22 protein-coding genes are annotated in these 20,940 nt (G+C 74.3%); 2 read left to right on the top strand and 20 right to left on the bottom strand.

From position 1 onward, the window contains the following. Window positions 1-20: 20 nt before the first annotated feature. Both ACIF6L_RS33835 and ACIF6L_RS33830 read left to right on the top strand, forming a co-directional pair. On the top strand, window positions 21-1,097 hold the full coding sequence (locus ACIF6L_RS33835) for an ABC transporter permease (RefSeq protein WP_359807231.1): 1,077 nt from the start codon (window positions 21-23) through the stop codon (window positions 1,095-1,097). Continuing rightward, a complete protein-coding gene (locus tag ACIF6L_RS33830; protein ID WP_329486911.1) occupies window positions 1,094-1,774 on the top strand; it encodes an ABC transporter ATP-binding protein in 681 nt (226 codons plus the stop codon). Before ACIF6L_RS33835 ends, ACIF6L_RS33830 begins: the two co-directional genes overlap by 4 nt. On the opposite strand, the gene ACIF6L_RS33825 is transcribed toward ACIF6L_RS33830, so the two are convergent. From ACIF6L_RS33825 to pafA, 20 genes are all read right to left on the bottom strand, one after another. Next, on the bottom strand, window positions 1,752-2,369 hold the full coding sequence (locus ACIF6L_RS33825) for a Uma2 family endonuclease (protein ID WP_396489533.1): 618 nt from the start codon (window positions 2,367-2,369) through the stop codon (window positions 1,752-1,754). The two genes, ACIF6L_RS33830 and ACIF6L_RS33825, sit on opposite strands and share 23 nt — an antisense overlap. Window positions 2,370-2,471: 102 nt before the next feature. Beyond that, window positions 2,472-3,185, bottom strand: a complete 714-nt coding sequence (locus ACIF6L_RS33820) for a GntR family transcriptional regulator (protein WP_396489532.1) — start codon at window positions 3,183-3,185, stop codon at window positions 2,472-2,474. Window positions 3,186-3,369: 184 nt separating this feature from the next. After that, window positions 3,370-4,236, bottom strand: coding sequence for an ornithine cyclodeaminase family protein (locus ACIF6L_RS33815; protein ID WP_396489832.1), 867 nt, complete (start codon window positions 4,234-4,236; stop codon window positions 3,370-3,372). Window positions 4,237-4,385: 149 nt separating this feature from the next. Next, window positions 4,386-5,414 carry a proline racemase family protein gene (locus ACIF6L_RS33810; RefSeq protein ID WP_396489531.1) on the bottom strand — a complete coding sequence of 343 codons (1,029 nt, stop codon included), beginning with the start codon at window positions 5,412-5,414 and terminating at the stop codon, window positions 4,386-4,388. Next, complete coding sequence (locus ACIF6L_RS33805; protein ID WP_329492054.1) at window positions 5,414-6,787, bottom strand: aldehyde dehydrogenase family protein; 1,374 nt, start codon at window positions 6,785-6,787, stop codon at window positions 5,414-5,416. The genes ACIF6L_RS33810 and ACIF6L_RS33805 overlap by 1 nt, the downstream gene beginning before the upstream one ends. A 22-nt stretch (window positions 6,788-6,809) precedes the next feature. Further along, window positions 6,810-7,814 (bottom strand): proline racemase family protein, encoded by a 1,005-nt coding sequence (locus ACIF6L_RS33800; RefSeq protein WP_329486915.1) that lies wholly within the window; start codon window positions 7,812-7,814, stop codon window positions 6,810-6,812. A gap of 90 nt (window positions 7,815-7,904) precedes the next feature. Further along, the gene (locus ACIF6L_RS33795; protein WP_380387401.1) at window positions 7,905-8,768 is read right to left on the bottom strand and encodes a dihydrodipicolinate synthase family protein; all 864 of its coding nucleotides are present in this window, start codon (window positions 8,766-8,768) and stop codon (window positions 7,905-7,907) included. Between the two features lie 117 nt (window positions 8,769-8,885). Continuing rightward, a complete protein-coding gene (locus ACIF6L_RS33790) occupies window positions 8,886-10,355 on the bottom strand; it encodes an NAD(P)/FAD-dependent oxidoreductase (protein ID WP_396489529.1) in 1,470 nt (489 codons plus the stop codon). Beyond that, complete coding sequence (locus tag ACIF6L_RS33785; protein WP_396489527.1) at window positions 10,336-10,680, bottom strand: (2Fe-2S)-binding protein; 345 nt, start codon at window positions 10,678-10,680, stop codon at window positions 10,336-10,338. The genes ACIF6L_RS33790 and ACIF6L_RS33785 overlap by 20 nt, the downstream gene beginning before the upstream one ends. Before the next feature lie 94 nt (window positions 10,681-10,774). Next, on the bottom strand, window positions 10,775-11,938 hold the full coding sequence (locus ACIF6L_RS33780; protein ID WP_396489525.1) for an NAD(P)/FAD-dependent oxidoreductase: 1,164 nt from the start codon (window positions 11,936-11,938) through the stop codon (window positions 10,775-10,777). Between the two features lie 196 nt (window positions 11,939-12,134). Continuing rightward, a complete protein-coding gene (gene tatC / locus ACIF6L_RS33775) occupies window positions 12,135-13,025 on the bottom strand; it encodes a twin-arginine translocase subunit TatC (RefSeq protein WP_396489830.1) in 891 nt (296 codons plus the stop codon). 141 nt (window positions 13,026-13,166) lie between these two features. Further along, entirely contained in the window at window positions 13,167-13,466 is a 300-nt protein-coding gene (gene tatA / locus ACIF6L_RS33770; RefSeq protein ID WP_396489523.1) for a Sec-independent protein translocase subunit TatA, read from the bottom strand. Between the two features lie 233 nt (window positions 13,467-13,699). Next, window positions 13,700-13,876, bottom strand: coding sequence for a hypothetical protein (locus ACIF6L_RS33765; RefSeq protein ID WP_329486922.1), 177 nt, complete (start codon window positions 13,874-13,876; stop codon window positions 13,700-13,702). Window positions 13,877-13,886: 10 nt separating this feature from the next. Further along, window positions 13,887-14,177 (bottom strand): hypothetical protein, encoded by a 291-nt coding sequence (locus ACIF6L_RS33760; protein ID WP_329486923.1) that lies wholly within the window; start codon window positions 14,175-14,177, stop codon window positions 13,887-13,889. 3 nt (window positions 14,178-14,180) lie between these two features. Next, window positions 14,181-15,137, bottom strand: coding sequence for a WYL domain-containing protein (locus ACIF6L_RS33755; protein WP_329486924.1), 957 nt, complete (start codon window positions 15,135-15,137; stop codon window positions 14,181-14,183). Further along, window positions 15,134-16,150, bottom strand: coding sequence for a WYL domain-containing protein (locus tag ACIF6L_RS33750; protein ID WP_329486925.1), 1,017 nt, complete (start codon window positions 16,148-16,150; stop codon window positions 15,134-15,136). The genes ACIF6L_RS33755 and ACIF6L_RS33750 overlap by 4 nt, the downstream gene beginning before the upstream one ends. Before the next feature lie 169 nt (window positions 16,151-16,319). Next, entirely contained in the window at window positions 16,320-16,694 is a 375-nt protein-coding gene (locus tag ACIF6L_RS33745) for an FKBP-type peptidyl-prolyl cis-trans isomerase (protein ID WP_329486926.1), read from the bottom strand. Window positions 16,695-16,855: 161 nt separating this feature from the next. Then, window positions 16,856-18,085, bottom strand: coding sequence for an FKBP-type peptidyl-prolyl cis-trans isomerase (locus ACIF6L_RS33740; RefSeq protein WP_359839432.1), 1,230 nt, complete (start codon window positions 18,083-18,085; stop codon window positions 16,856-16,858). Between the two features lie 331 nt (window positions 18,086-18,416). Further along, window positions 18,417-19,403 carry an FKBP-type peptidyl-prolyl cis-trans isomerase gene (locus tag ACIF6L_RS33735; protein WP_329486928.1) on the bottom strand — a complete coding sequence of 329 codons (987 nt, stop codon included), beginning with the start codon at window positions 19,401-19,403 and terminating at the stop codon, window positions 18,417-18,419. Window positions 19,404-19,529: 126 nt separating this feature from the next. After that, on the bottom strand, window positions 19,530-20,891 hold the full coding sequence (gene pafA, locus ACIF6L_RS33730; RefSeq protein ID WP_329486929.1) for a Pup--protein ligase: 1,362 nt from the start codon (window positions 20,889-20,891) through the stop codon (window positions 19,530-19,532). Window positions 20,892-20,940 lie beyond the last annotated feature (49 nt).

Genomic DNA, 20,940 nt, shown 5'->3' with positions numbered 1-20,940 from the left:
AGGAAGAGGAGAGCCCGGACGTGTTCGTCGCCTGGAGGGACCTGCGGTTCGCGAAGGGGCGGTTCGCCCTGATGGGAACCGTCGTCGTGCTGATCACCGTACTGGTCGGCCTGCTGTCCGGCCTGACGGCCGGGCTCGGCCGGCAGAACGTCTCGGCGATCACCGGCCTGCCCGCCGACCACCTCGCCTTCGCCGTCCCCGCCGACGGGCAGCGGCTCTCCTTCACCGACTCCCAGGTCACCCCCGAGCAGTGGCAGGGCTGGGCGCGGGCCCCCGGGGTCACGGCCGCGCAACCGCTCGGGATCACCACCACCAAGGCCGCCGCCGGGCAGCGCACCACCGCGCTCTCCGCCTTCGGCGTACCGGACGGCTCGCCGCTGGCCCCCCGGGGCGATGCGGTCGGCCCCGGCCGGGCCGTGCTGTCGCAGGCCGCCGCCGAGGAGCTCGGCGGTCTGCGTCCCGGCGCGGCCTTCACCCTGGCGGGCCGCCCGCTCCAGGTCGCGGCGGTGGCCGGCGACGCCTCCTTCAGCCACACCCCGGTCGTCTGGACCAGCCTCACCGACTGGCAGGCGGTCGCCCCGGGCGGCGCCGGGCACGCCACGGTGATCGCCCTGACCACGGCCCCCGGCGCGGACCTCGGCACGGCGGACGCCCGGTATGGCACCGAGACCCGGAGCCGGGCGGACGCGCTCGCCGCGATCGGCTCCTACACCTCGGAGAACGGCTCGCTGCAACTGATGCGCGGCTTCCTGTTCGCCATCTCGGCGCTGGTGATCGGCGCCTTCTTCACCGTCTGGACGATCCAGCGCAGCGGCGACGTCGCGGTGCTGAAGGCACTCGGCGCCTCCACCCGCTACCTGCTCACGGACGCGCTCGGCCAGGCGGTCCTGCTGCTGGTGCTGGGCACGGCAGCCGGCACCGCGATCGCGGTCGGCGCCGGCACCCTGCTCGGCTCGGCGGTGCCGTTCGTCCTGGACGCCCCGACCGTCCTCGTCCCGGCCGTCGTGATGATCGCGCTCGGCGCGGTCGGCGCGGCCCTGTCCATCCGCCGGATCACCTCCGTCGACCCGCTGACCGCCCTGGGGAGTGCCCGATGAGCCTGCACCTCGACCGCGTGACCCTCACCTACCCGGACGGCGAGGGCCGGCTGACCGCGCTGGACGACGTCTCGCTGACCGTGCCGAAGGGCTCGATCACCGCGGTGGTCGGCCCGTCCGGCTCCGGCAAGTCCAGCCTGCTGGCGGTCGCCGCCACGCTGACCGCCCCGGACACCGGCCGGGTGGTGGTGGACGGCGTCGAGACCACCGGACTGAACCGCGCCGAGCTGACGGCGCTGCGTCGCGGCCGGATCGGCGTCGTCTTCCAGCAGGCCAACCTGCTGCCCTCGCTCACCGCCGCCGAACAGCTCCAGGTGATGGCCCACCTCGACGGCCGCTCCCCGCGCGGCGCCCTCCCCCGCGCGCTGGAGCTCCTGGCCGCCGTCGGACTGCGCGACCAGGCGGCGCGCCGACCGCACCAGCTCTCCGGCGGTCAGCGCCAGCGCGTCAACATCGCCCGCGCCCTGATGAACGACCCGACGGTGCTGCTGATCGACGAGCCCACCAGCGCGCTGGACCACGAGCGCGGCGCCGCCGTGATCGACCTGATCACCGAACTCACCCACCGCCGCGCCACCGCCACCGTGCTGGTCACCCACGACCGGGCCCACCTCACGGCCGTCGACCGCGTCGCCGAGGTCCACGACGGCCGGCTCACGGTGCCGGCGGCGGTGTGAGCCGCTTCTTCGTGGTGAGGACGTCGTCCACCGAGAGCGTCACCGAGGCCCCGATCGACTCCGGCAACGTGAACGACTGCCCGGGGTGGTGGACGGCGTGCACGCGGTACTCGCCGTCCGACGGCTCGGTCAGCACCCTCACCCGCTGGTCGGTCCGGTCCACGATGACGTAGACCGGCACCCCGGCGGAGGCGTAGGCGGCGGGCTTCTTCGTCAGGTCGTCGCCGAGGTTCGAGGAAGTGACCTCCAGCACGAGGCGGAAGGCCGCGGGGTCGTAGCAGTTGAACCCGACCAGTCGGTCGTCGCTGTCCGCGTCGAGGACCGCCAGGTCGGGTACGGCGAAACCTGACGGCTCGTCCGGCAGCCGGACGGCGACGCTTTGGAAGACCTCCGCCTCCCCGTCGTCCAGCCCGGCCGCGACGAGCCTGCGCATGAGCCTGGTCAGCGATCGCCCGTGCTGCAGGTCCGACGGCGGCGTCACGGTGATCCCGCTCCCGATGATCTCGACCCGGTAGCCGGCGAGCCGGGCCGAGATCAGCTCGGCGGCTTCGAGCAGCATCAGCTGCTCACCGGACTCTTCCACTGCGGCGGACATGGAGGTCCTCCCGACTGCCGATGTCGAGAGCATCTTCGTGGAGCGCCTGCCCCGCCCGCCGCCCGATCGTCGGTGTTCACCCGAACGAGCGACCCGGGGCCCTTACCGGGCCCGCAGCCGCAGGGCCGGGCGGGCCTCCTCCTCCGCCTCCTCCTGGCCGGCCGCCCAGAGCGAGCGGACATGGCCGAGGTGGCGGGACATGCAGGCCTCGGCGGCCTCCGCGTCGCCGGAGAGCATCAGGTCGAGCAGCTCCAGGTGCTCCTCGGCGGAGGAGACCAGCTCGCCGCGCTGGTCGAGGCGGTTCAGCCCGTAGAGCCGGGAGCGCTTGCGCAGGTCCCCGACGACCTCCACCAGGCGGGCGTTGCCGGCCAGGCCGAGCAGGTCGAGGTGGAACTGGCGGTCCGCCTCCAGGTAGCCGATCAGGTCGTGCTTGCCGGCGGCGGCCACGATCGCCTCCGCCTGCGGACGCAGCGCCTCCAGCTGCTCGGCGGTGGCGGTGCGGGTGACCCGGCCGACGGTCGGGACCTCGATCAGGGCGCGGATCTCGGTGAAGTCGTCGAGGTCGCGTTCGGTCAGCTCGGTGACCCGGAAGCCCTTGTTGCGGACGGCCTCGACCAGGCCCTCCCGGGCGAGGTCGAGCATCGCCTCGCGGACGGGGGTGGCGGAGACGCCGAAGTCGGCGGCGAGCGCGGGCGCGGAGTACACCACGCCGGGGCGCAGCTCGCCGGAGATCAGTGCGGCGCGGAGGGCGTGGGCGACCTGGTCGCGCAGCCGCTCCTGCACGGAGATCAGGGTGCGGGCTTTGAGGTCGGCCATGGTGTTCCTCCGGATGGGTCGCAGAACACCAGCGTACAATGTCACGTTACGTTGAGTGTGCAACATTTCGTGATTCGGACAGCCGGCGGCGGCCGCGTCCCGGCGGGCCCATCGTGGCAGTGGGCCGCCGCCCGTCGCAACGGTCGGCGGCCACCCCGCCGGAGGACCCCCGCCCCCGCCCGGCTCAGCCCCGCCGGTGGACCTCCGCCGCGACGGCGAGGTCCTGCCAGGCCATCCCGACGCTCTTGAAGAACCGCGGCCGGTCGCTCGGCACCGGCACCTCGCCGCGCACCAGTTCGGCCAGGTTCCAGAGCGGACCGGCGCCGGTGACCCCCGCCATCAGCAGGTCCCCCGCCTCCCGCAGCGCGGCCGCCCGCGCCTCCACGTAGAGCTCGGCCCGGCCGACCAGCACCGCGTCCACCTCCCGCGCGTCCGGCTCGTGCGAGCCGACCGCGGCGACCGCCGCGTGGTCGGGCACCAGCGCGCCGTCGAACAGCGGCGTACGCGCGGTGGTGCAGCAGACCACCAGGTCCGCCTCGGCCACCGCGGCGGCCGTGCCCACCGCGGCCGCGAGCCCGAGCCGGCGCGCGTACCCGGCCAGCGCCTCGGCGGGCGCCTCGCTGCGGGCCACCACGGTGACCCTGGTCAGCGGCCGGACGGCGAGCAGCGCGTCCAGGTGCCCGTACGCCTGCGGGCCGGCCCCGAACAGGACCAGGTGCGCGGCGTCCGGCGCGGCGAGGCGCCGCAGCGCGACGGCGGTGACGGCGGGCGTGCGCAGCGCGGTGAGCGCCGCGCCGTCGAGCAGGGCGACGGGCCGCAGGGTCGGGCCGTCCAGCAGCAGGTAGCTGCCGGTGATCCGGGGCAGGCCGAGGGCGGCGTTCCCGGGGGCCACCCCGGCGATCTTCACCCCGGCGTACTCGGCCGTGGCCGCCGGCATCAGCAGCAGTTCACCCGCCGGCACCGGTACCGCCGACCGGGCGGGCCCGGCCTCCGGGTCGAGGCCGGCCAGCAGCACCCGCTCGATCGCCTCGGCGGCCCGGACCGGGCCCAACGAGCCGACCGCGCCCGGCCCGACGACGTGGACCGGCCCGGCCTCGGAAACGGGCCCGGCCGCGCCCGGCCGGTCGGAGCCCGGCGCGACGCGCTGGAGCGGCTCAGCCGCCGCGCCGGGCAGCAGGAGGGGTTCGGGACGGCGGGCGGTCACAGCAGGAACCCCGTCCCCAGCGTGTCGTCCGGGTCGAGCAGGAAGGTGTGCTCGCCGGTGCGGTGGGCGGTGCCGGTGACCTCGGTGACCACACCGGCGCCGAGCGGGTCGCCGCCGGGCAGCACCCGGCCGGTGAACACCGTCCCGATCAGCGACTCGTGGCGCAGTTCCCCGCCCGGGGCCAGCCGCCCCTCGGCGGCGAGCACGGCGAGGCGTGCCGACGTCCCGGAGCCGCACGGCGAGCGGTCGATCTGGCCGTCCGCGAAGACGGTGACGTTGCGCTGGACGGGCCCGGCCGGGCCCTCGGGCAGCTCGTCGTGGAGGATCACCCCGTAGACCCCCGAGAGCCGCGGGTCGGTCGGGTGCCGGACGGCCGGCGAGTCGGCCAGGGCGGCCCGGATCTCCCGCCCGACGGCGGTGAGTTCGGGCAGCAGCCCGGGCTCGACGGCGAGCCCCAGCGCGGCCGCCGGCACGCTGGCGTAGCAGGCGCCCGCGTGCGCGACGGCCACCTCCACGGTGCCGCGCGAGGTCCGCACCGCCAGCTTCGGCGCGCTGACGACGGCCGGTACGTTGCGGAAGGTCACCCCGGTGGTCCGCCCGCCGGCGCGGTGCACGGCGGCGGTGACCCGCCCGGACGGCACGTCGATCCGCACCCGGGCCACCCCGTCGTCCGGGGCCCGGACCAGCCCCGAGTCCACCGCCCAGGCGCCGAGCGCGATGGTGCCGTGGCCGCAGGCGGTGGAGTAGCCGTCCTTGTGCCAGAAGAGCACGCCGAGGTGCGCCTCGTCGTCGTCCGGCGGCACCAGGAACCCGCCGTACATCCCGGCGTGCCCGCGCGGCTCCCGGACGAGCAGTCGCCGCACCTCGTCGAGCGGGCCCGGCCGGGGCGCGGTGGCCGTGCCGCCCGCGCCGATCGCGACGGCCCGCCGCTCGGCGACGCTGTCCCCGGGCACGCCGGGGGCGCCGCCGACGACGATCCGGAACGGCTCGCCGGCGCAGTGGTAGTCCACGGCGCTGACCCGCATCACGCGCCACCGGCCGGGAGGACGCTGACGGTACGGCTCGCGGTGTAGAAGTCGAGCGCGGCCGCGCCCTGTTCGCGCTCCCCGTGGCTCGCGCCCTTGGCGCCGCCGAACGGCAGGTGGAAGTCGACGCCGCTGGAGGGCGCGTTGATCCGGATCATGCCCGCGTCCAGCCGGTCCGCGGCGGCCAGCGCCACGTCCAGGCTGCGGCTGTGCACCGAGGTGGCCAGCGAGTGCGGGGTGTCGTTGGCGAGCGCGATCGCCTCGTCCAGGTCCGCGGCCGCCAGCAGGACGGCCACCGGTCCGAAGAACTCCTCGCGCCGCAGCGGGTGTTCGGCCGGAACGTCGGCGAGCAGGGTCGGCTCGACGTACCAGCCGGGCCGCTCCGGGACGCCCCCGCCGGTGAGCACGGTGGCCCCGGCGGCGCGGGCGGACTCGACGGCGCCGGTGAGCCGGTCCCGGGCGGCGGCCGAGATGACCGGCCCGCAGGCCGCGTCGTCGACCAGGCCGAGCGCCTTCACCAGGGCGGCGCGCAGCGGCTCGTGGGCCGCGCCGACGGCGATCACCCGGCTGGTGGCGGTGCACTTCTGCCCGGCGTACCCGGCGATGGCGGCCGCCAGATGGGCGGCGGCCTGCTCGGGGTCGGCGTCCGGCAGCACCAGGGCCGCGTTGAGGCCGCCCAGCTCGGCCTGGACCGGGACGCCGCGCTCGGTGGCGGCCCGCACCACGGCCCGCCCGACGCCCGTCGAGCCGGTGAACGACACCACGTCCGCCGTGTCGACCAGCGCCGCGCCCTCCTCCGCCCCGCCCGGCAGCACGGTGAACACGCCCTCCGGCAGACCCGCCGCCGAGGCCAGCTCCGCCAGCCGCAGCGCGCAGGCGGTGGCCTCCGGCGCGGGCTTGAGCGCCACGGTGTTGCCGACCGCCAGCGCCGGCGCGGCCTTCCAGGCCGGGATCGCCAGCGGGAAGTTCCACGGCGTGATCAGCCCGGCCACCCCGTACGGGCGGCGGCGGGTGAGCAGCAGGCCCTCGCCGGCGGCGGTCTCGTGGACGGCGCCGGCGGGCGCGTACGGCGCCTGCGCGTAGTAGCGCAGGATCGCCGCGGTGCGGCCGACCTCGCCGCGCGCCTCGGCCACCGGCTTGCCGACCTCGCGGACGATCAGCGCCGTCAGCTCCTCGGCGTGCTCCTCGACCGCCCCGGCGAACCGGGTGAGCGCGGCCGAGCGCGCGGCGGCCCCGGCGGCGAGCCAGCCGGGCTGCGCGGCCCGGGCCCGCCCGACGGCGGCCCGGACGGCCTCGGCACCGGGCGCGTCGACCTCGGCCACGAGGTCCTCGGGATCGGCGGGGTTGTACGAAAGGATCGTCACAGCAGGCAGCCCTTCGGGGTGTTCAGGCGGTTCAGAGCAGGAACCCGGCCGGGAACGGGTCGCTCGGGTCGAGGAAGTACTGGGCGGTGCCGGTGATCCAGGCCCGGCCGGTGACGGTCGGCACCACGGCGGGCCGTCCGGCCACCTCGGTCTCCTCGACCAGGCGGCCGGTGAAGGTCGTCCCGATGAAGGAGTCGTTGCGGAAGTCCCGCCCGAGCGGGAGTTCGCCCCGGGCGTGCAGCTGGGCCATCCGCGCGGAGGTGCCGGTGCCGCACGGCGAGCGGTCGAACCAGCCGGGGTGGATGGCCATCGCGTGCCGGGAGTGCTCGGCGGTGGAGCCGGGCGCGAGCAGTTGGACGTGGTGGCAGCTGTGGATCGACGGGTCCTCGGGGTGCACCGGCCGGTCCGGGCCGCCGTTGACGGCCTCCATCAGGGCGAGTCCGGCGTCCAGGATGTCCTGCTTGCGCTCGCGCTCGAACGGCAGCCCGAACTCGGCGAGCGGCAGGATCGCGTAGAAGTTGCCGCCGTACGCGAGGTCGTAGCCGACCGTGCCGTACCCGGGCACCTCGATCTTGCGGTCCAGGGCGACCGCGTACGAGGGCACGTTGCGGATCGTCACCGCGGTGGCGGCGCCGTCCTCGACCCGCACGTCGGCGGTCACCAGCCCGGCCGGGGTGTCCAGCCGCACGGTGGTGACCGGCTCGACCACCGGCACCATGCCGGTCTCGACCAGGACGGTGGCCACGCCGATGGTGCCGTGGCCGCACATCGGCAGCAGGCCGGAGACCTCGATGTAGAGCACCCCGAAGTCGGCGTCCGGGCGGGTCGGCGGCTGGAGGACGGCGCCGCTCATCGCGGCGTGGCCGCGCGGCTCGTACATCAGCAGCGTCCGGAAGTGGTCGAGGTGCTGCTGGAAGTGCACCCGGCGCTCGGCCATGGTGGCACCGGGGATGACACCGAAGCCGCCGGTGACGACCCGGGTCGGCATGCCCTCGGTGTGCGAGTCGACGGCGTGGAACACGTGGCGGCTGCGCATCTGGTGGCGACTCCCGTCGGGGGTGGGTGGGGTGGTGGGCCGGGCCGGCTGCCCCAGCAGCCGGCCGCACCCGGTGGCAGCGGGGGTCGACTACCCGAGCCCCTCGGCCAGTGCCTTCTCGGTGGCCGCGCGGACGGCCGCCTCGATCTCCGGGCCGAGCGGCAGCCGCGGCTCGCGGGTGGGACCGCCGGGGCGGCCGACGATGTCCATCGAGAGCTTGATCGCCTGGACGAACTCGGTCTTGGAGTCCCAGCGCAGCAGCGGGTGCAGGGCCTTGTAGAGCGGCAGCGCGACGTCCAGGTCGTGGGCGACGGCGGCCTGGTACAGGGCGACGCTCGCGGCCGGCAGGGCGTTCGGGTACCCGGCGATCCAGCCGACCGCGCCGGCCAGGGCCAGCTCCAGCAGCACGTCGTCGGCGCCGATCAGCAGGTCGAGCCCGGGGGCCAGCTCGGCGATCTCGTACGCCCGGCGGACGTCGCCGCTGAACTCCTTGACGGCGACGATCGAGCCCTCGCCGTGCAGCCGCGCCAGCAGCGCGGGGACGAGGTCGACCTTGGTGTCGTACGGGTTGTTGTAGGCGACGACCGGCAGGCCGGCCTTGGCCACCTCGGCGTAGTGGGCCCGGACGGCGTCGTGGTCGGCGCGGTAGGCGTTCGGCGGCAGCAGCAGGACGGAGCCGGCGCCCGCCTCGGCGGCCTGCTCGGTCCAGCGGCGGGACTCGGCACTGCCGTACGCGGCCACCCCGGGCATCACCCGGGAGCCGTCGCCGGCCGCCTCGACGGCGACCTCGACGACCTTGGCCCGCTCCTCGGCGGTGAGCGTCTGGTACTCCCCCAGGGAGCCGTTGGGGACGACGCCGTCGCAGCCCGAGTCGATCAGCCAGCGGACGTGCTCGGCGTAGGCGTCGTAGTCGACGGAGTGGTCCGGGCGCAGCGGGATCGTGGTGGCGACCATGATGCCGCGCCAGGGACGGGTGGTGTCGTGCGGGGTGTGGGACACAGCTGACTCCTTGGTGAGGTGTGACATTTTATTAGACGTCGCAGGCGGAGACAAGAGCCCCGCGCCACGTGTTCAGGAGGCCGGCGGACCGGCCGCGAGCTGCGAGAGCGGGACGGGGCAGGACAGCGGGCGGCTGTCCGCCCGCGACTCGCCGGCGCCGGAGAGGCAGGCCACCGCCGGACCGCACATCCGACCCTGGCACCAGCCCATCCCGGCCCGGGTGAGCAGCTTGACGGTCCGCGCGTCGCCCGCGCCGAGCTCCTCCACCGCCTCGGTGATCCGGGCCACCGGCACCTCCTCGCAGCGGCAGACGTCGGTGTCCGGACGCAGCCACCCCGTCCAGCCGGGGCCGGGCCGGTGCGCCGCCGCCATCAGCTCGGCGAAGGCGCGCAGCCGGGCACGGCGGCGCAGCAGCGCCGTCGGGGCCGGGGCCCCGGCGACCGCGTGGGCCGCCAGCTCCCCCTCGGCGATCGCCAGGTCGGCGCCGCCGACCCCGCAGGTCTCGCCGGCCGCCCAGAGGCCGGGGAGGGTGGTCCGCAACCGGGCGTCCACCGCGAGGGCGACGGCCCCGTCGGGTGTCGTCCTGGTCGCGGCGCCCAGCTCGGTGGCCAGCTCGATCTGCGGCAGCAGCCCGTGGCCGACGGCGAGTGCGTCGCAGGCGATCCGGCGCTCGGTGCCGGGCACCGGCCGCCAGTCGGCGTCCAGCCGGGCGACGGTGACGGCCGTGACCCGGTCGGTGCCGTGCGCCTCGACGACGGCGCTGCGCCGGCGCAGCCGGACGCCGTGGCGCAGCAGCGCGGCGCCGTGACCGGCGCCCTCGACGAGCTTGGCCGGGACGGCGGCCAGCACGTCGGGGCGCCGCGCATAACCGAGGTAGCCGGTGGCCTCGACCACCTCGGGCACCTCGGCCCCGGCGGTGACCAGCGAGGACGCCGCCGCGAGCAGCAGCGGCCCGCTGCCGGCCACCACGATCCTCCGGCCCGGCAGCACCAGGCCCGCCTTGAGCATGGCCTGCGCCCCACCGGCGGTGACCACCCCGGGCAGCGTCCAGCCGGGGAACGGCAGCTGCCGCTCGTACGCGCCGGTGGCCAGCAGGACGGCGGCGGCCCGGACGGTGGCCCGCTCGCCGGCGGCCGGCCCGAGGGTGGCGTGCACCGCCCAGCCGGTGTCGGCCGGGCGCTCCAGGGCCCAGACCTGGTGACCGCCCAGGAGGTCCACCCGGCCGGTGCGGCGGTGCGCCGCGAGCCGGTCGGCCAGCCCGGTGTAGACGGACCAGCCGTGGTGCAGCCGGTCGGGCCGGGTGGCGCCCAGCCCGGGCGCGGGGTGGCGGTAGTACTGGCCGCCGGTGCGCGGGCCGGCGTCGAGCAGGGCGCAGCGCAGGCCGAGGTCGGCGGCGGCCACGGCCGCGGCGAGGCCCGCCGGGCCCGCACCGATCACGGCGAGGTCGTAACCGCCCCGCTCGGCCGGCCCGGACGCCGCGGACAGCCCGGACGGCTCGGACGGCTCGGACGCTTCGGACGGTTCAGACGGCGAGGTCGGCACGGCCGTTGCCCTCCTGGGTGGTGACGACGGTACCGGGCTCGGCCGGCACCAGACAGGTGCGCTGGTTGGGGCGGCCGTCCACGACGGCCAGGCAGTCGAAGCAGGCGCCGATCCCGCAGAACGCCCCGCGCGGCCTGCCGCCGACCCGGGTGGTGCGCCAGGCCAGCACGCCGTCCGCCCAGAGCGCGGCGGCGATCGACTGGCCGGGCAGGGCCGGCACCGGCCGGCCGTCGAAGTCGATGGTGTGGGCGGGCCCCGGCTCCGCCCCGACCAGCGCGGCCGGGGTCCGGCGTCGCATCGGCGGGTTCATCCGCACGTTCTCCATTCCGAAGTTCCTCTGATCCGCCCGCGCGGTCCTGCGCCGCGCGGCCGCCCCACCCGGCCCGTCCGTCCCTGAGCCCGCCCGCCCGCGGACGGGTTCACGCCCCGGCCGGGAAGCGGTCCGCCCGGAACGGCGCGAGGTCCAGCTCCGGCCGCTTGCCGGTGAGCTGCTCGCTGATCAGCAGCCCGGTCGCCGGGGCGAGCCCGATGCCCGCCCCTTCGTGGCCGCAGGCGTGATGGAGCCCCGGCACCCTCGGGTCGGCGCCGATCGCGGGCAGGTGGTCCGGCAGGTACGGGCGGAAACCCCGGTAAGCGCGGACCACGCTGACGTCGGCGAGCACCGGGAAGAGCGCGGCGGCCTGCGCGGCGAGCCGGTGCAGCACCTCCACCGAGAGGGTCCGGTCGAAGCCGACCCGCTCCCGGCTCGCGCCGATCAGCACCGGACCGCCGGGGGTGCCCTCGACCACCGCCGAGGTCTGCAACGCGGCCGAACCGCTGGCCACGTCCGCGACGTAGTCGGCCGCGTAGACCTTGCGCCGGACGATCCGCGGCAGCGGCTCGGTCACCAGGACGAAGCCCCGGCGGGGCAGCACCGGCAGGTGCACGCCGGCCAGCGCGGCCAGCTCGCCGCCCCAGGTGCCGGCGGCGTTGATCACGGCCGGCGCCGCCAGCCGGCGCCGGCCGGTGACGACGCCGCGTACGGCGCCGTCCGGCCCGGTGGTCACCGCCCGGACGGTCTCGCCGGTGTGCAGGACCGCGCCCGCGCGGCGGGCGGCGCGCAGCAGGTGCGCGGCGGCCAGGGCGGGCTGGACCTGGGCGTCCTGGGGGTAGAGGAACCCGCCGGCCAGCCCGGGGGCGAGGTGCGGTTCGAGTTCGCGCAGCCGCTCGCCGGGGATCTCCTCGGCGGTGACGCCGACCGTCCCCTGCTCGGCGGCGAAGGCGCGCAGGGCGTCCTGGCGGGCCGGGGTGTCGGCGACCACCAGGCCGCCCTTGGGCTCGTACTCGACGGCGGCGCCGAGCTCCTCGGCGAGCTCGCGCCAGAGCCGGGTGGACAGCAGCGCGAGGTCGAGTTCCGGCCCGGGCTCCTTGTCGGAGACCAGCAGATTGCCCTCGCCCGCGCCGGTGGTGCCACCGGCGACGGGGCCCCGGTCGATGACGGCGACGGCGAGCCCGGCGCGGGCGGCGTAGTAGGCGCAGGCGGCACCGACCACGCCGGCGCCGACCACGACGACATCCAGGGGAGGTCTCTGAGGCGTGGACACCGCAGTAATATGTCACATGCCATCGTGCCTGCCAAGAGCGCCCCGCCGACCGGTCGGCTCCGGGCCGAGAGGCCGGCCCCGGAACCCCCGTGCACGGCGCCCCACCGGCGGCTTCCCCGACGACGGGGCCCATGCGAAAGACCCCGGCCCCACCGGGGAACGGCGGGGCCGGGGTCTTTCGAGGCGGGTCACCCCATCACGTGATGTCGTCCATCTGCTCGTGCCGGGCGGCCGGCACCGGCGCCGGGATCACCGGCGCGTTGGAGGCCTCGACGGCCTCCGTGCCCTCCACCGGCTGCACCGAGAGGTCCAGGTGCGAGGCCTCCTCGTCGTCCAGCCCGAGGTCCGGGTTGCGACGGGCCTTGCGCCGGTCGTTCACGATGGCGATCCCGACCGCGACGAAGTACAGCGCCCAGATCGGCGCGGCCAGCACCAGCATGCTGACGGGCTCGGCGCTCGGCGTCGCGAAGGCGGCGAAGACGGTGATCGCCAGCACCATGCCGCGCCACCAGCCGAGCAGCCGCTTGCCGGTGACCATGCCGACCATGTTCAGCATCACCAGCAGCAGCGGGAACTCGAAGGCGAGGCCGAAGACCAGCACCATCCGGGTCGCGATGTCGAGGTAGTCCTCGGGCGGCAGGATCGGCGTGGTGTTGTTCGGGGTGAACGAGATCAGTACGTCGACCGTGGTCGGCAGCACCAGGATGGCGCAGGTCACGCCGGCCAGGAACAGCGGCGCCCCGCAGGCCATGAAGATGATCGTGTACTTCTTCTCGTGCCGGTGCAGACCCGGCGCGACGAAGGCCCAGACCTGGTAGAGCCAGACCGGCACGGCCGCGACCACACCGGCCGTCAGCGACACCTTGAGCATCCAGGTGAAACCGGCGGTCAGACCGATGTTGGAGACCTGGGCGCACTTGCCGTGGTACTGGTCGGCGGTCTCCACGGTGCAGTGCGGCAGCGGCTTCAGCAGGAAGTCCTCGAGCTGCTTGTGGTAGATCGCAGCGACGATCGTGATGACCACGATCGCCAGGACCGACTTGACCACCCGGTTCCGCAGTTCCCGCAGGTGGTCGGCGAGGGCCATCCGCCCCTCAGGATCCTTGGACGTCTTCGACGCCTTCGAGAGCTTGCTCAACCCCGGTCCTCAACTCGTGCGTCGAGCCCCGCCGGTCGACGGGCCTCCGTAGTCGCTTGCGTCACGTGCACCACGTGCGCCGCGGACCGCTCAACGCGGGCCGCCACCGTCCGTTCCCGTCCCGGTGGGCTGGTCGGCCACCGGCCGGGCCGTCCCGGACGCCCCCGGCGCGGCCTGGATCGTCTTCGCGGGGTCGGCCGCGACGGCGGGCGCGGGCTGGGCCGGCGCGCTCTCGTCCGCCGCACCGTCCGAACGCATCGCCTTGGTCTCGCTCTTCAGGATCCGCATGGACTGGCCGAGCGAGCGCGCCAGGTCGGGCAGCCGCTTGGCGCCGAAGAGCAGAATGGCAAGAACCACGATCACCAGGATCGCGGTCGGCGAGATCCGCATGTTCGACCACCTTCAGTCATGGCGGCACACCGGCAGGCCACCGCTGCGGGGATGGTAACCGCTGCGAGTGACGCCCTGACGACGGCCGCCCGAACAGGACAGCGGCCCCCGTCGCACTTCAGGAGCCTGCTGAGAGCGTAACCCGCCCGAACCTCCGGGCAGCAGCCCCCGTACCCCCGAAGTCCTCGCGACGGTCAACCGTTACCGGCCGCCCGCCCGGGCCGGCCGGCCGCTCAGCGGCCCGGAACCGCCGCGGCGAGGTCGCCGGCCGCCTCGGCCAGCGCCCGGGAGGCGGTGTCCACTCCCTTGGCCAGCGTCCGCACGTCCAGCCAGAGCCGGATCGCGAGGACACCGAGGACCAGCAGACCGGCGGTGGCGAGCAGGACGGCGGCGACGAGCATCCAGGACATGGCCCCCACCCTATCCGCCGGCTTCGGCCCGACCCGTCCCGCCCGACGGCAGGACGGCCCCCGCCGCACCCGGCCCCCCGGCCGGGACGAGACGCATCGTCCGCACCCCGGCGCCGGTCAGCGCCGACACGATCTTCTCCCCCGCCTGCTTACGGACCGAGGCGCCGCAGAGCGGGCAGCCAAAGCTGTAGTGCGCCTGGGCCGGCGTCCGGCCCAGCGTGAGGCGGAACTCCTCGGCGGGCAGCTCCACCTTCTCCCGGCACTCCGAGCAGTAGACCTTGAATCTGGTACCCGGCTCCACGGCTCAGACCTGCCCCTCCCCGTAGCCGGCCAGCGCCTCGAGCGCCGCCGACCGCGCCTGCTCGGCGAGCGCCGGCGGCGAGACGATCCGCCCGTCCCGGCCGAGCCGCAGCGCCAGCGGGCGCAGCTGGGACGGGTCGGCGCTGCGCAGGGTGATCCGCAGCCCGCCGTCGGGCAGTTCCTCGGCCCGGTCGTGGGTGTAGTACTCGGCCACCCAGCGCCCGCCGGAGGACACCTCGACCACCACCTCGGGGTCGGTCGCGGACGGGTTGACCAGCCCGCCCGAGAGGTCGCGCGGCTCCCGCTTGGGCGGGTCGGAGGGGATGTCCAGCACCTTGATCTCGGCGACCCGGTCGAGCCGGAACATCCGGTGGTCCTCGGAGGTCCGGCACCAGGCCTCCAGGTAGGTGTGGCCCTCGGTGAGCAGCCGGATCGGGTCGACCTCGCGCTCGGTCATGCCGCCGCGCCCGTGCGAGTAGTACCGCAGCCAGAGCCGCCGGCCCTCGCTCAGCGCACGGTCGATGTCCGCGAAGACGTGGCTCTCCGCCTCGAAGGTGACACCGACCCGGGCGCTGCCCTCGGCGCTGTCCCCGGCGGCGTTCTCGATCTTGGCGACGGCCCGGGTGAGCGCCTCCCGGTCACCGGCCCGCAGACCGGGCAGGCCCGCCACCGCGCGGGCGGCGACCAGCAGCGCGGTCGCCTCGTCCGCGGCCAGCCGCAGCGGCTGGGCGACGTCGTCGACGTTGTGCCACCAGATCCGCTCGCCGTCGGTGTCGATGTCGAGCAGGTCACCGCCGCGGAAGCTGGTGCCGCACATCGGCAGCACGTTGAGGTCGCCGATCAGCTCGCGCTCGGTGATCCCGAAGGCCCGGGCCACCTCGGCGACCTCGGCGCCGGGCCGCTCGCGCAGGTAGGTGACCAGCGAGAGCATCCGCCGGGTCTGGTCGATCGCGTTGCTCATGCCCGCACTCCTTCAGCACTCTCCACCGCGGCGCCCTCGGCGCCACCCGCCCCGGCCACCGCGCGCAGCCGCTCGATCACGTCGGCGCGCAGCTCCTCGGGACCGATCACCAGCACGTCCGGCCCGAACTCGGCGAGGTCGGCGCCGAGCCCGTTGCCGTACGGGATCTCCAGCTCGTCCCAGCCCTCGTCGGCCGCGGACTGCGGCCGGGTGCTCAGCGCCTTGGTGCGCAGCGGGAAGCCGGCACCGCGGCGGACCCTGACGACCGCCGTCGCGGTGGCGCCCTCACCGGCGAACTTGGCGACCGTGGCGCGGACGTCGACGTGCTCGGGGACGGTGCCGAGGAACGCCCCGGAGCGGGTGCGGACCTTGCCGGTGATCCGGCTGAGCCGGAAGACCCGGGCGTCGGAGCGGTCGCGGTCCCAGCCCGCCAGGTACCAGTGGCCGCGCCAGCACTCCAGCGCCCAGGGCTCCACGGTGCGCTGCTCGGCGGCGGCGGCGCCGGCCTTGCGGTACTCGAAGGTGACCGGGCGGCGGTCGCGGGCGGCGGTGAGCAGCGGTTCGAACGCGGCCTCCCGGGCGGGGATGCGCGGTTCGAGGGCGCTGCGGCTCTCGGTCTCGGTGAACGGGACGCCGGCGGCGCGCAGCTTCTGCAGGGCGCCGCTGGCCGCGCCGGACATCTTGGCCTGCTGCCAGACCCGGGCGGCGAGGGTGAGCGCGGCGGCCTCCTCGGCGTCGAGGGCGATCTCCGGCAGCCGGTTGCGGTCGGCGCGGGCGAGGTAGCCGAGCTCGCCGTCCAGGGCGTTCTCGTCGACGTCGATGACCAGACCGAGTTCGCGCAGGTCGTCCTTGTCCCGCTCGAACATCCGGTTGAAGGCGTCCTCGCTGCTGTTCTGCCAGGCCTCGCGGTACGCCTCGATGGATTCCCGCAGCTCCTTCTTGGAGAGCGGACGTCTGGTGTTCATCAGGCACAGGGCGAGATTCATCAGCCGCTCTGCCTTGGCGATCGCCATCGCTGACCCTTCCGGTGTGCCGCGCCGCGCGCGGGGTGCGCCCGCCGGGCAGTGGTCGACCCGGCGGGACCGACCGTACCGGTAGCGGTACGCACTGCAAAAGCCGAGTCCGCGAACGCGCGAGGGCCGCACCCCCGGGGTGGGGGTGCGGCCCTCGGTCACGACCGGCTCAGACGCCCAGCAGGTCGACGACGAAGATCAGGGTCGAGCCCGCCGGGATGAGCGGGGACGGCGACTGGTTGCCGTACGCCAGGTGCGCCGGGATGACCAGCTCGCGGCGGCCGCCGACCTTCATGCCGACGACGCCCTGGTCCCAGCCCTTGATGACGCGGCCGGCGCCGAGCGGGAACTTGAAGCTGCTGCCGCGGTTCCAGCTGGCGTCGAACTCCTCACCGGACTCGAACGTGACACCGACGTAGTGCACCTCGACGACCTGGCCCGGCTTGGCCTCCTCGCCGGTGCCGACCTCGATGTCGCGGATCTGCAGCTCGGTGGGCGCGTCGCCGCCCGGGAAGTCGATCTCCGGCTTCGTCTTGTTGCTCACATCTGCCTCTTCTCGCGGTTGGTTCGGTTCATGACCAGGCGGCGGGCACCCGTACCCGGTCCGTTACCCGGACCACGGTACGGGCGCCCGCCGCCCGTGCGGGCTCGGCCACGCGGCCGGTCCCGAAGGTCATACACCCACCATTGTCACCCGAAAGTGGATCAGCCCTGACCCGCATCGAGAATGTCGACGACGAACACCAGGGTGGAGTTGGCCGGGATGTCGCCCTGCGCCTGGTCCTTGTAACCCAGCGAGGCGGGGATGACCAGCTCGACGCGGCTGCCCACGGTCTGGCCCTCCAGACCCTGGTCCCAGCCCGCGATGACCTGGCCGCCACCGACCGGGAACGAGAACGCCTGGCCCTTGCTCAGCGAGGAGTCGAAGACCTTGCCGTCCTTGAACAGCGCGCCGGTGTACTGGACGACGACCTTCTCGCCCTTCTCCACCTTCGGGCCGGTGCCCTTGATCAGGACGTGCGACTTCAGCTCGGTCGGGTCGGCGGCGCCGGGGACCGGGGTGATGTCGGCCGGCTTCTTGCCGTTGTCCTTCACCTGCGGGAAGTCCGCGGGCGGCGGGGTCACGGTGCCGCTGAGCACCGCGTCGGGCGCGTTGCTGTTGCGGATGTCGATGACGAAGACCAGGTTGTCCTTGGCCCCGATCGACATGTTCGGGTTGCCCTGCGCGCCGAACGCGGCGGCCGGCGGGGCCACCACGAGCACCCGGCTGCCGGCCTTCTTGCCGACCACGGCCTGGTCGAGCGCCGGGATCAGCGCGTCGGTGCCGGCCTGGAAGATCTGCGGCTTGCCCGCGTCGTCGTACGAGCTCGGGATGTCCTTGCCCGTCGTCCAGTCCTTGGCGGTGTAGTCGACCGAGGTCCAGGAGTTCTTCTCGACCTTGGGGCCGGTGCCCTCGGAGAGGACCTTGACCACGAAGCTGCCGTCGGCCTGGTCGCCGGGCACCTCGATGCCGGCCTTCTTGCCGAACTCGCCGGTGATGGTCGGCAGCACCTTGGCGGTGTCCTTGATCGGCGGCACCGGCTCGGCGGACGGCGTCGGCGGCGCGGACTTGGCCGCGTCGGCCTGCGTGGTGGTGTCCGACTTGGACCCGCCGTCGCGGTTCACCACGTACAGCGTGATGCCGCTGCCGACCAGCAGCAGGGCCAGCACGGTGCCGAGCACCACGCCCAGCCTGCCGACCCCGGGCGGGTTCTCGTCGTACCCGGCCTCCGAGGTGTCCTGGCGGCGCACGTTCGAGGCGAAGATCTGCGGGGCCTCGTCGGTCTTCGTCCCGCCCGCGGCCCGCTTCGCCTGGGCCTCGTCCGGCCGCACCCAGCCGGGCGAGTGCTTCAGGATCGACGGCGGGACGACGATCGACTCACCGTCGCCGGGCAACGGGCCACCGGGCCGCGAGTCAGCCGGGTCACCGGCGGAGTTTCCGTTCGCGGTGCCGGCCCCGCCCGGGCTCGACGCTTTCTCAGACATGACTCCCCATCCATCTCGCCACGAGGTCTTCGAGGTCTTCGGCCGGCGTGGTGAGCGCCGGAGTGCTGTCGCACTGCCGCCCGGAACCCGGACGCCGACGGCGCCTACCACAGTGCGAGGGCAGTATGACAGGTCAGGATGAGGGCGGACGCTTCCGTGTGCGAGCGCCCGCCCAAGCGTACGGACCCCACCCGTCACTTCCTAGGGTCTGCCGGCACCCAGCGCCGGCCGGGGCGCCCGGTCAGACCGCCTCAAGGATGTCGATCACGAAGACCAGCGTCGAGTTCGGCGGGACGGAGCCCTGCGCCTGGTCCTTGTACCCGAGGGCCGGCGGCACCACCAGCTCCACCCGGCTGCCGACGGTCTGGCCGACCAGCCCCTTGTCCCAGCCCTCGATCACGCTGCCGGTGCCGATCTGCAGCGCCTGCGCGCCGCCGTGGCTCCAGGACGAGTCGAACTGCTGGCCGTTGCTCCAGAGCACCCCGGTGTACTGCACGACCAGGGTCTGGCCGGACTTCACCGGCTTGCCCTCGCCCTTGATCAGCACGGCCTGCTGGAGGTCGGTGGGCGCGGCCTGGCCGGGCGGGATGGTGATCGTCACAGCGGCCTTGCCGTTGTCCTTCACCTGCGGGAGGTTCGCCGGCGGCTGGGTCATCGTGCCGGAGAGCGTGGAGTCCTGCGGCAGGCTCTCCATGATGTCCAGTACGAACACCACGGTGTCGCCCGGCGCCACCCCGAGCTGGTTGTTGCCCTGGGTGCCGAACGCCGCGGCCGGCGGGGCCACCACCAGCAGCCGGCTGCCGACCTTCTTGCCGATCACGCTCTGGTCGAAGGCGGGCACCAGCTGCCCGCTGCCCGCCTGGTACAGCTGCGGCTTGCCGCCCTCGTCGTAGGAGCTGGGCAGGTCCTTGCCCGTCGTCCAGTCCTTCGCCGAGTAGTTCACCGTCACCCAGTCGCCCTTGTTGACCGTGGAGCGGTCGCCCTCACTGACGGTGTTCACCACGAACTGACCGCTCGGCGCGCCGTCCGGGATGGTGATGGTGGCCTTGCTCCCGAACCCGCCGCCCGACAGGGTCGGCATCGGCGAGGCCTCGTTCACCGGCGCGGGCACCGTGGGGGCCGCGCTGGACGCCGTGGGCGTCGCCGGGCTGGTCGCCTTGGTGGAGCTGCTGCAGGCGACCGCCAACAGCAGGGGCAGGGTGAGAAGCAAACCGGCGGTGCGGCGCACGGCGTTCCTAACTGTCGGTCAAAGTCGGTTCTCCGGACTCGACGGACAGCGTATTCCCCGACGTCGTCCGGCCCCGGTAGACACCACCGGGGCCGGACACCGCAAAGATCACATCGGGACGGGCCCTCACATGCCCGCGATCAGCTTCTCCACTCGCTCGTCCACCGAACGGAACGGGTCCTTGCAGAGCACCGTCCGCTGGGCCTGGTCGTTCAGCTTCAGGTGCACCCAGTCGACCGTGAAGTCCCGGCGCTGCTCCTGCGCCCGGCGGATGAAGTCGCCGCGCAGCCGGGCCCGGGTGGTCTGCGGCGGCACGGACTTGGCCTCGAAGGTCTTGAGGTCGGTGGTCATCCGCTTCGCCTGGCCCTTGCCCTGGAGCAGGTAGAACAGGCCGCGCCGGCGGTGGATGTCGTGGTACGCGAGGTCGATCTGGGCCACCCGCGGGTTGGACATGCTCATCTGGTGCTTCTCGCGGTAGCGCTCGATGAGCTTGTACTTCATGATCCAGTCGATCTCGGTGGCCACCCCGTCCAGCCGGTCGGTGCGGATCGCCTCCAGGGTGCGGCCCCAGAGGTCCAGCACCAGGGCGATGGTGCCGGTGTTGATGCCCTTGCGGTCGGCGAACTCCAGCGCCTTGCTGTAGTACTCCTCCTGGATGTCCAGCGCGCTGGCCTCCCGGCCGTTGGCGAGCCGGACCTGGTGGGTGCCGGTGAGGTCGTGGCTGACCTCGCGGATCGCCCGGATCGGGTTCTCCAGGGTGAGGTCGCGCATCACCACGCCGGCCTCGATCAGCCGGAGCACCAGGTCGGTGGCGCCGACCTTGAGCAGCGTGGTGGTCTCGGACATGTTGGAGTCGCCGACGATGACGTGCAGCCGGCGGTAGCGCTCGGCGTCGGCGTGCGGCTCGTCGCGGGTGTTGATGATCGGGCGGGAGCGGGTGGTCGCGGAGCTGACGCCCTCCCAGATGTGCTCGGCGCGCTGGCTGACGCAGAACACCGCGCCGCGCGGGGTCTGCAGCACCTTGCCGGCGCCGCAGATCAGCTGGCGGGTCACCAGGAACGGGATCAGTACGTCGGCCAGCCGGGAGAACTCGCCGTGCCGGGCCACCAGGTAGTTCTCGTGGCAGCCGTAGGAGTTTCCGGCCGAGTCGGTGTTGTTCTTGAACAGGTAGACGTCCCCCGCGATGCCCTCCTCGTGCAGCCGCCGCTCGGCGTCCACCAGCAGCCCTTCGAGGATGCGCTCGCCCGCCTTGTCGTGCGTCACCAGCTCGACGACGTCGTCGCACTCGGGAGTGGCGTACTCGGGGTGGGAGCCCACGTCGAGGTAGAGGCGGGCGCCGTTGCGCAGGAACACGTTGCTGCTGCGGCCCCAGGAGACAACGCGGCGGAAGAGGTAGCGCGCCACCTCGTCCGGTGACAGCCGTCGCTGACCCCGGAACGTGCAGGTGACGCCGTACTCGTTCTCCAGCCCGAAAATTCGACGGTCCATGGCACCTTCTCTCGAAGGAATCACCGGTTTCGGCCGGTGCGCGGATCGG

The sequence above is a fragment of the Kitasatospora sp. NPDC086009 genome (genome assembly GCF_044540385.1).
Lineage (GTDB): Bacteria > Actinomycetota > Actinomycetes > Streptomycetales > Streptomycetaceae > Kitasatospora.
Note: the sequence above shows the minus strand (reverse complement) of the source record. Positions and strands in the feature narration are given on the sequence as shown.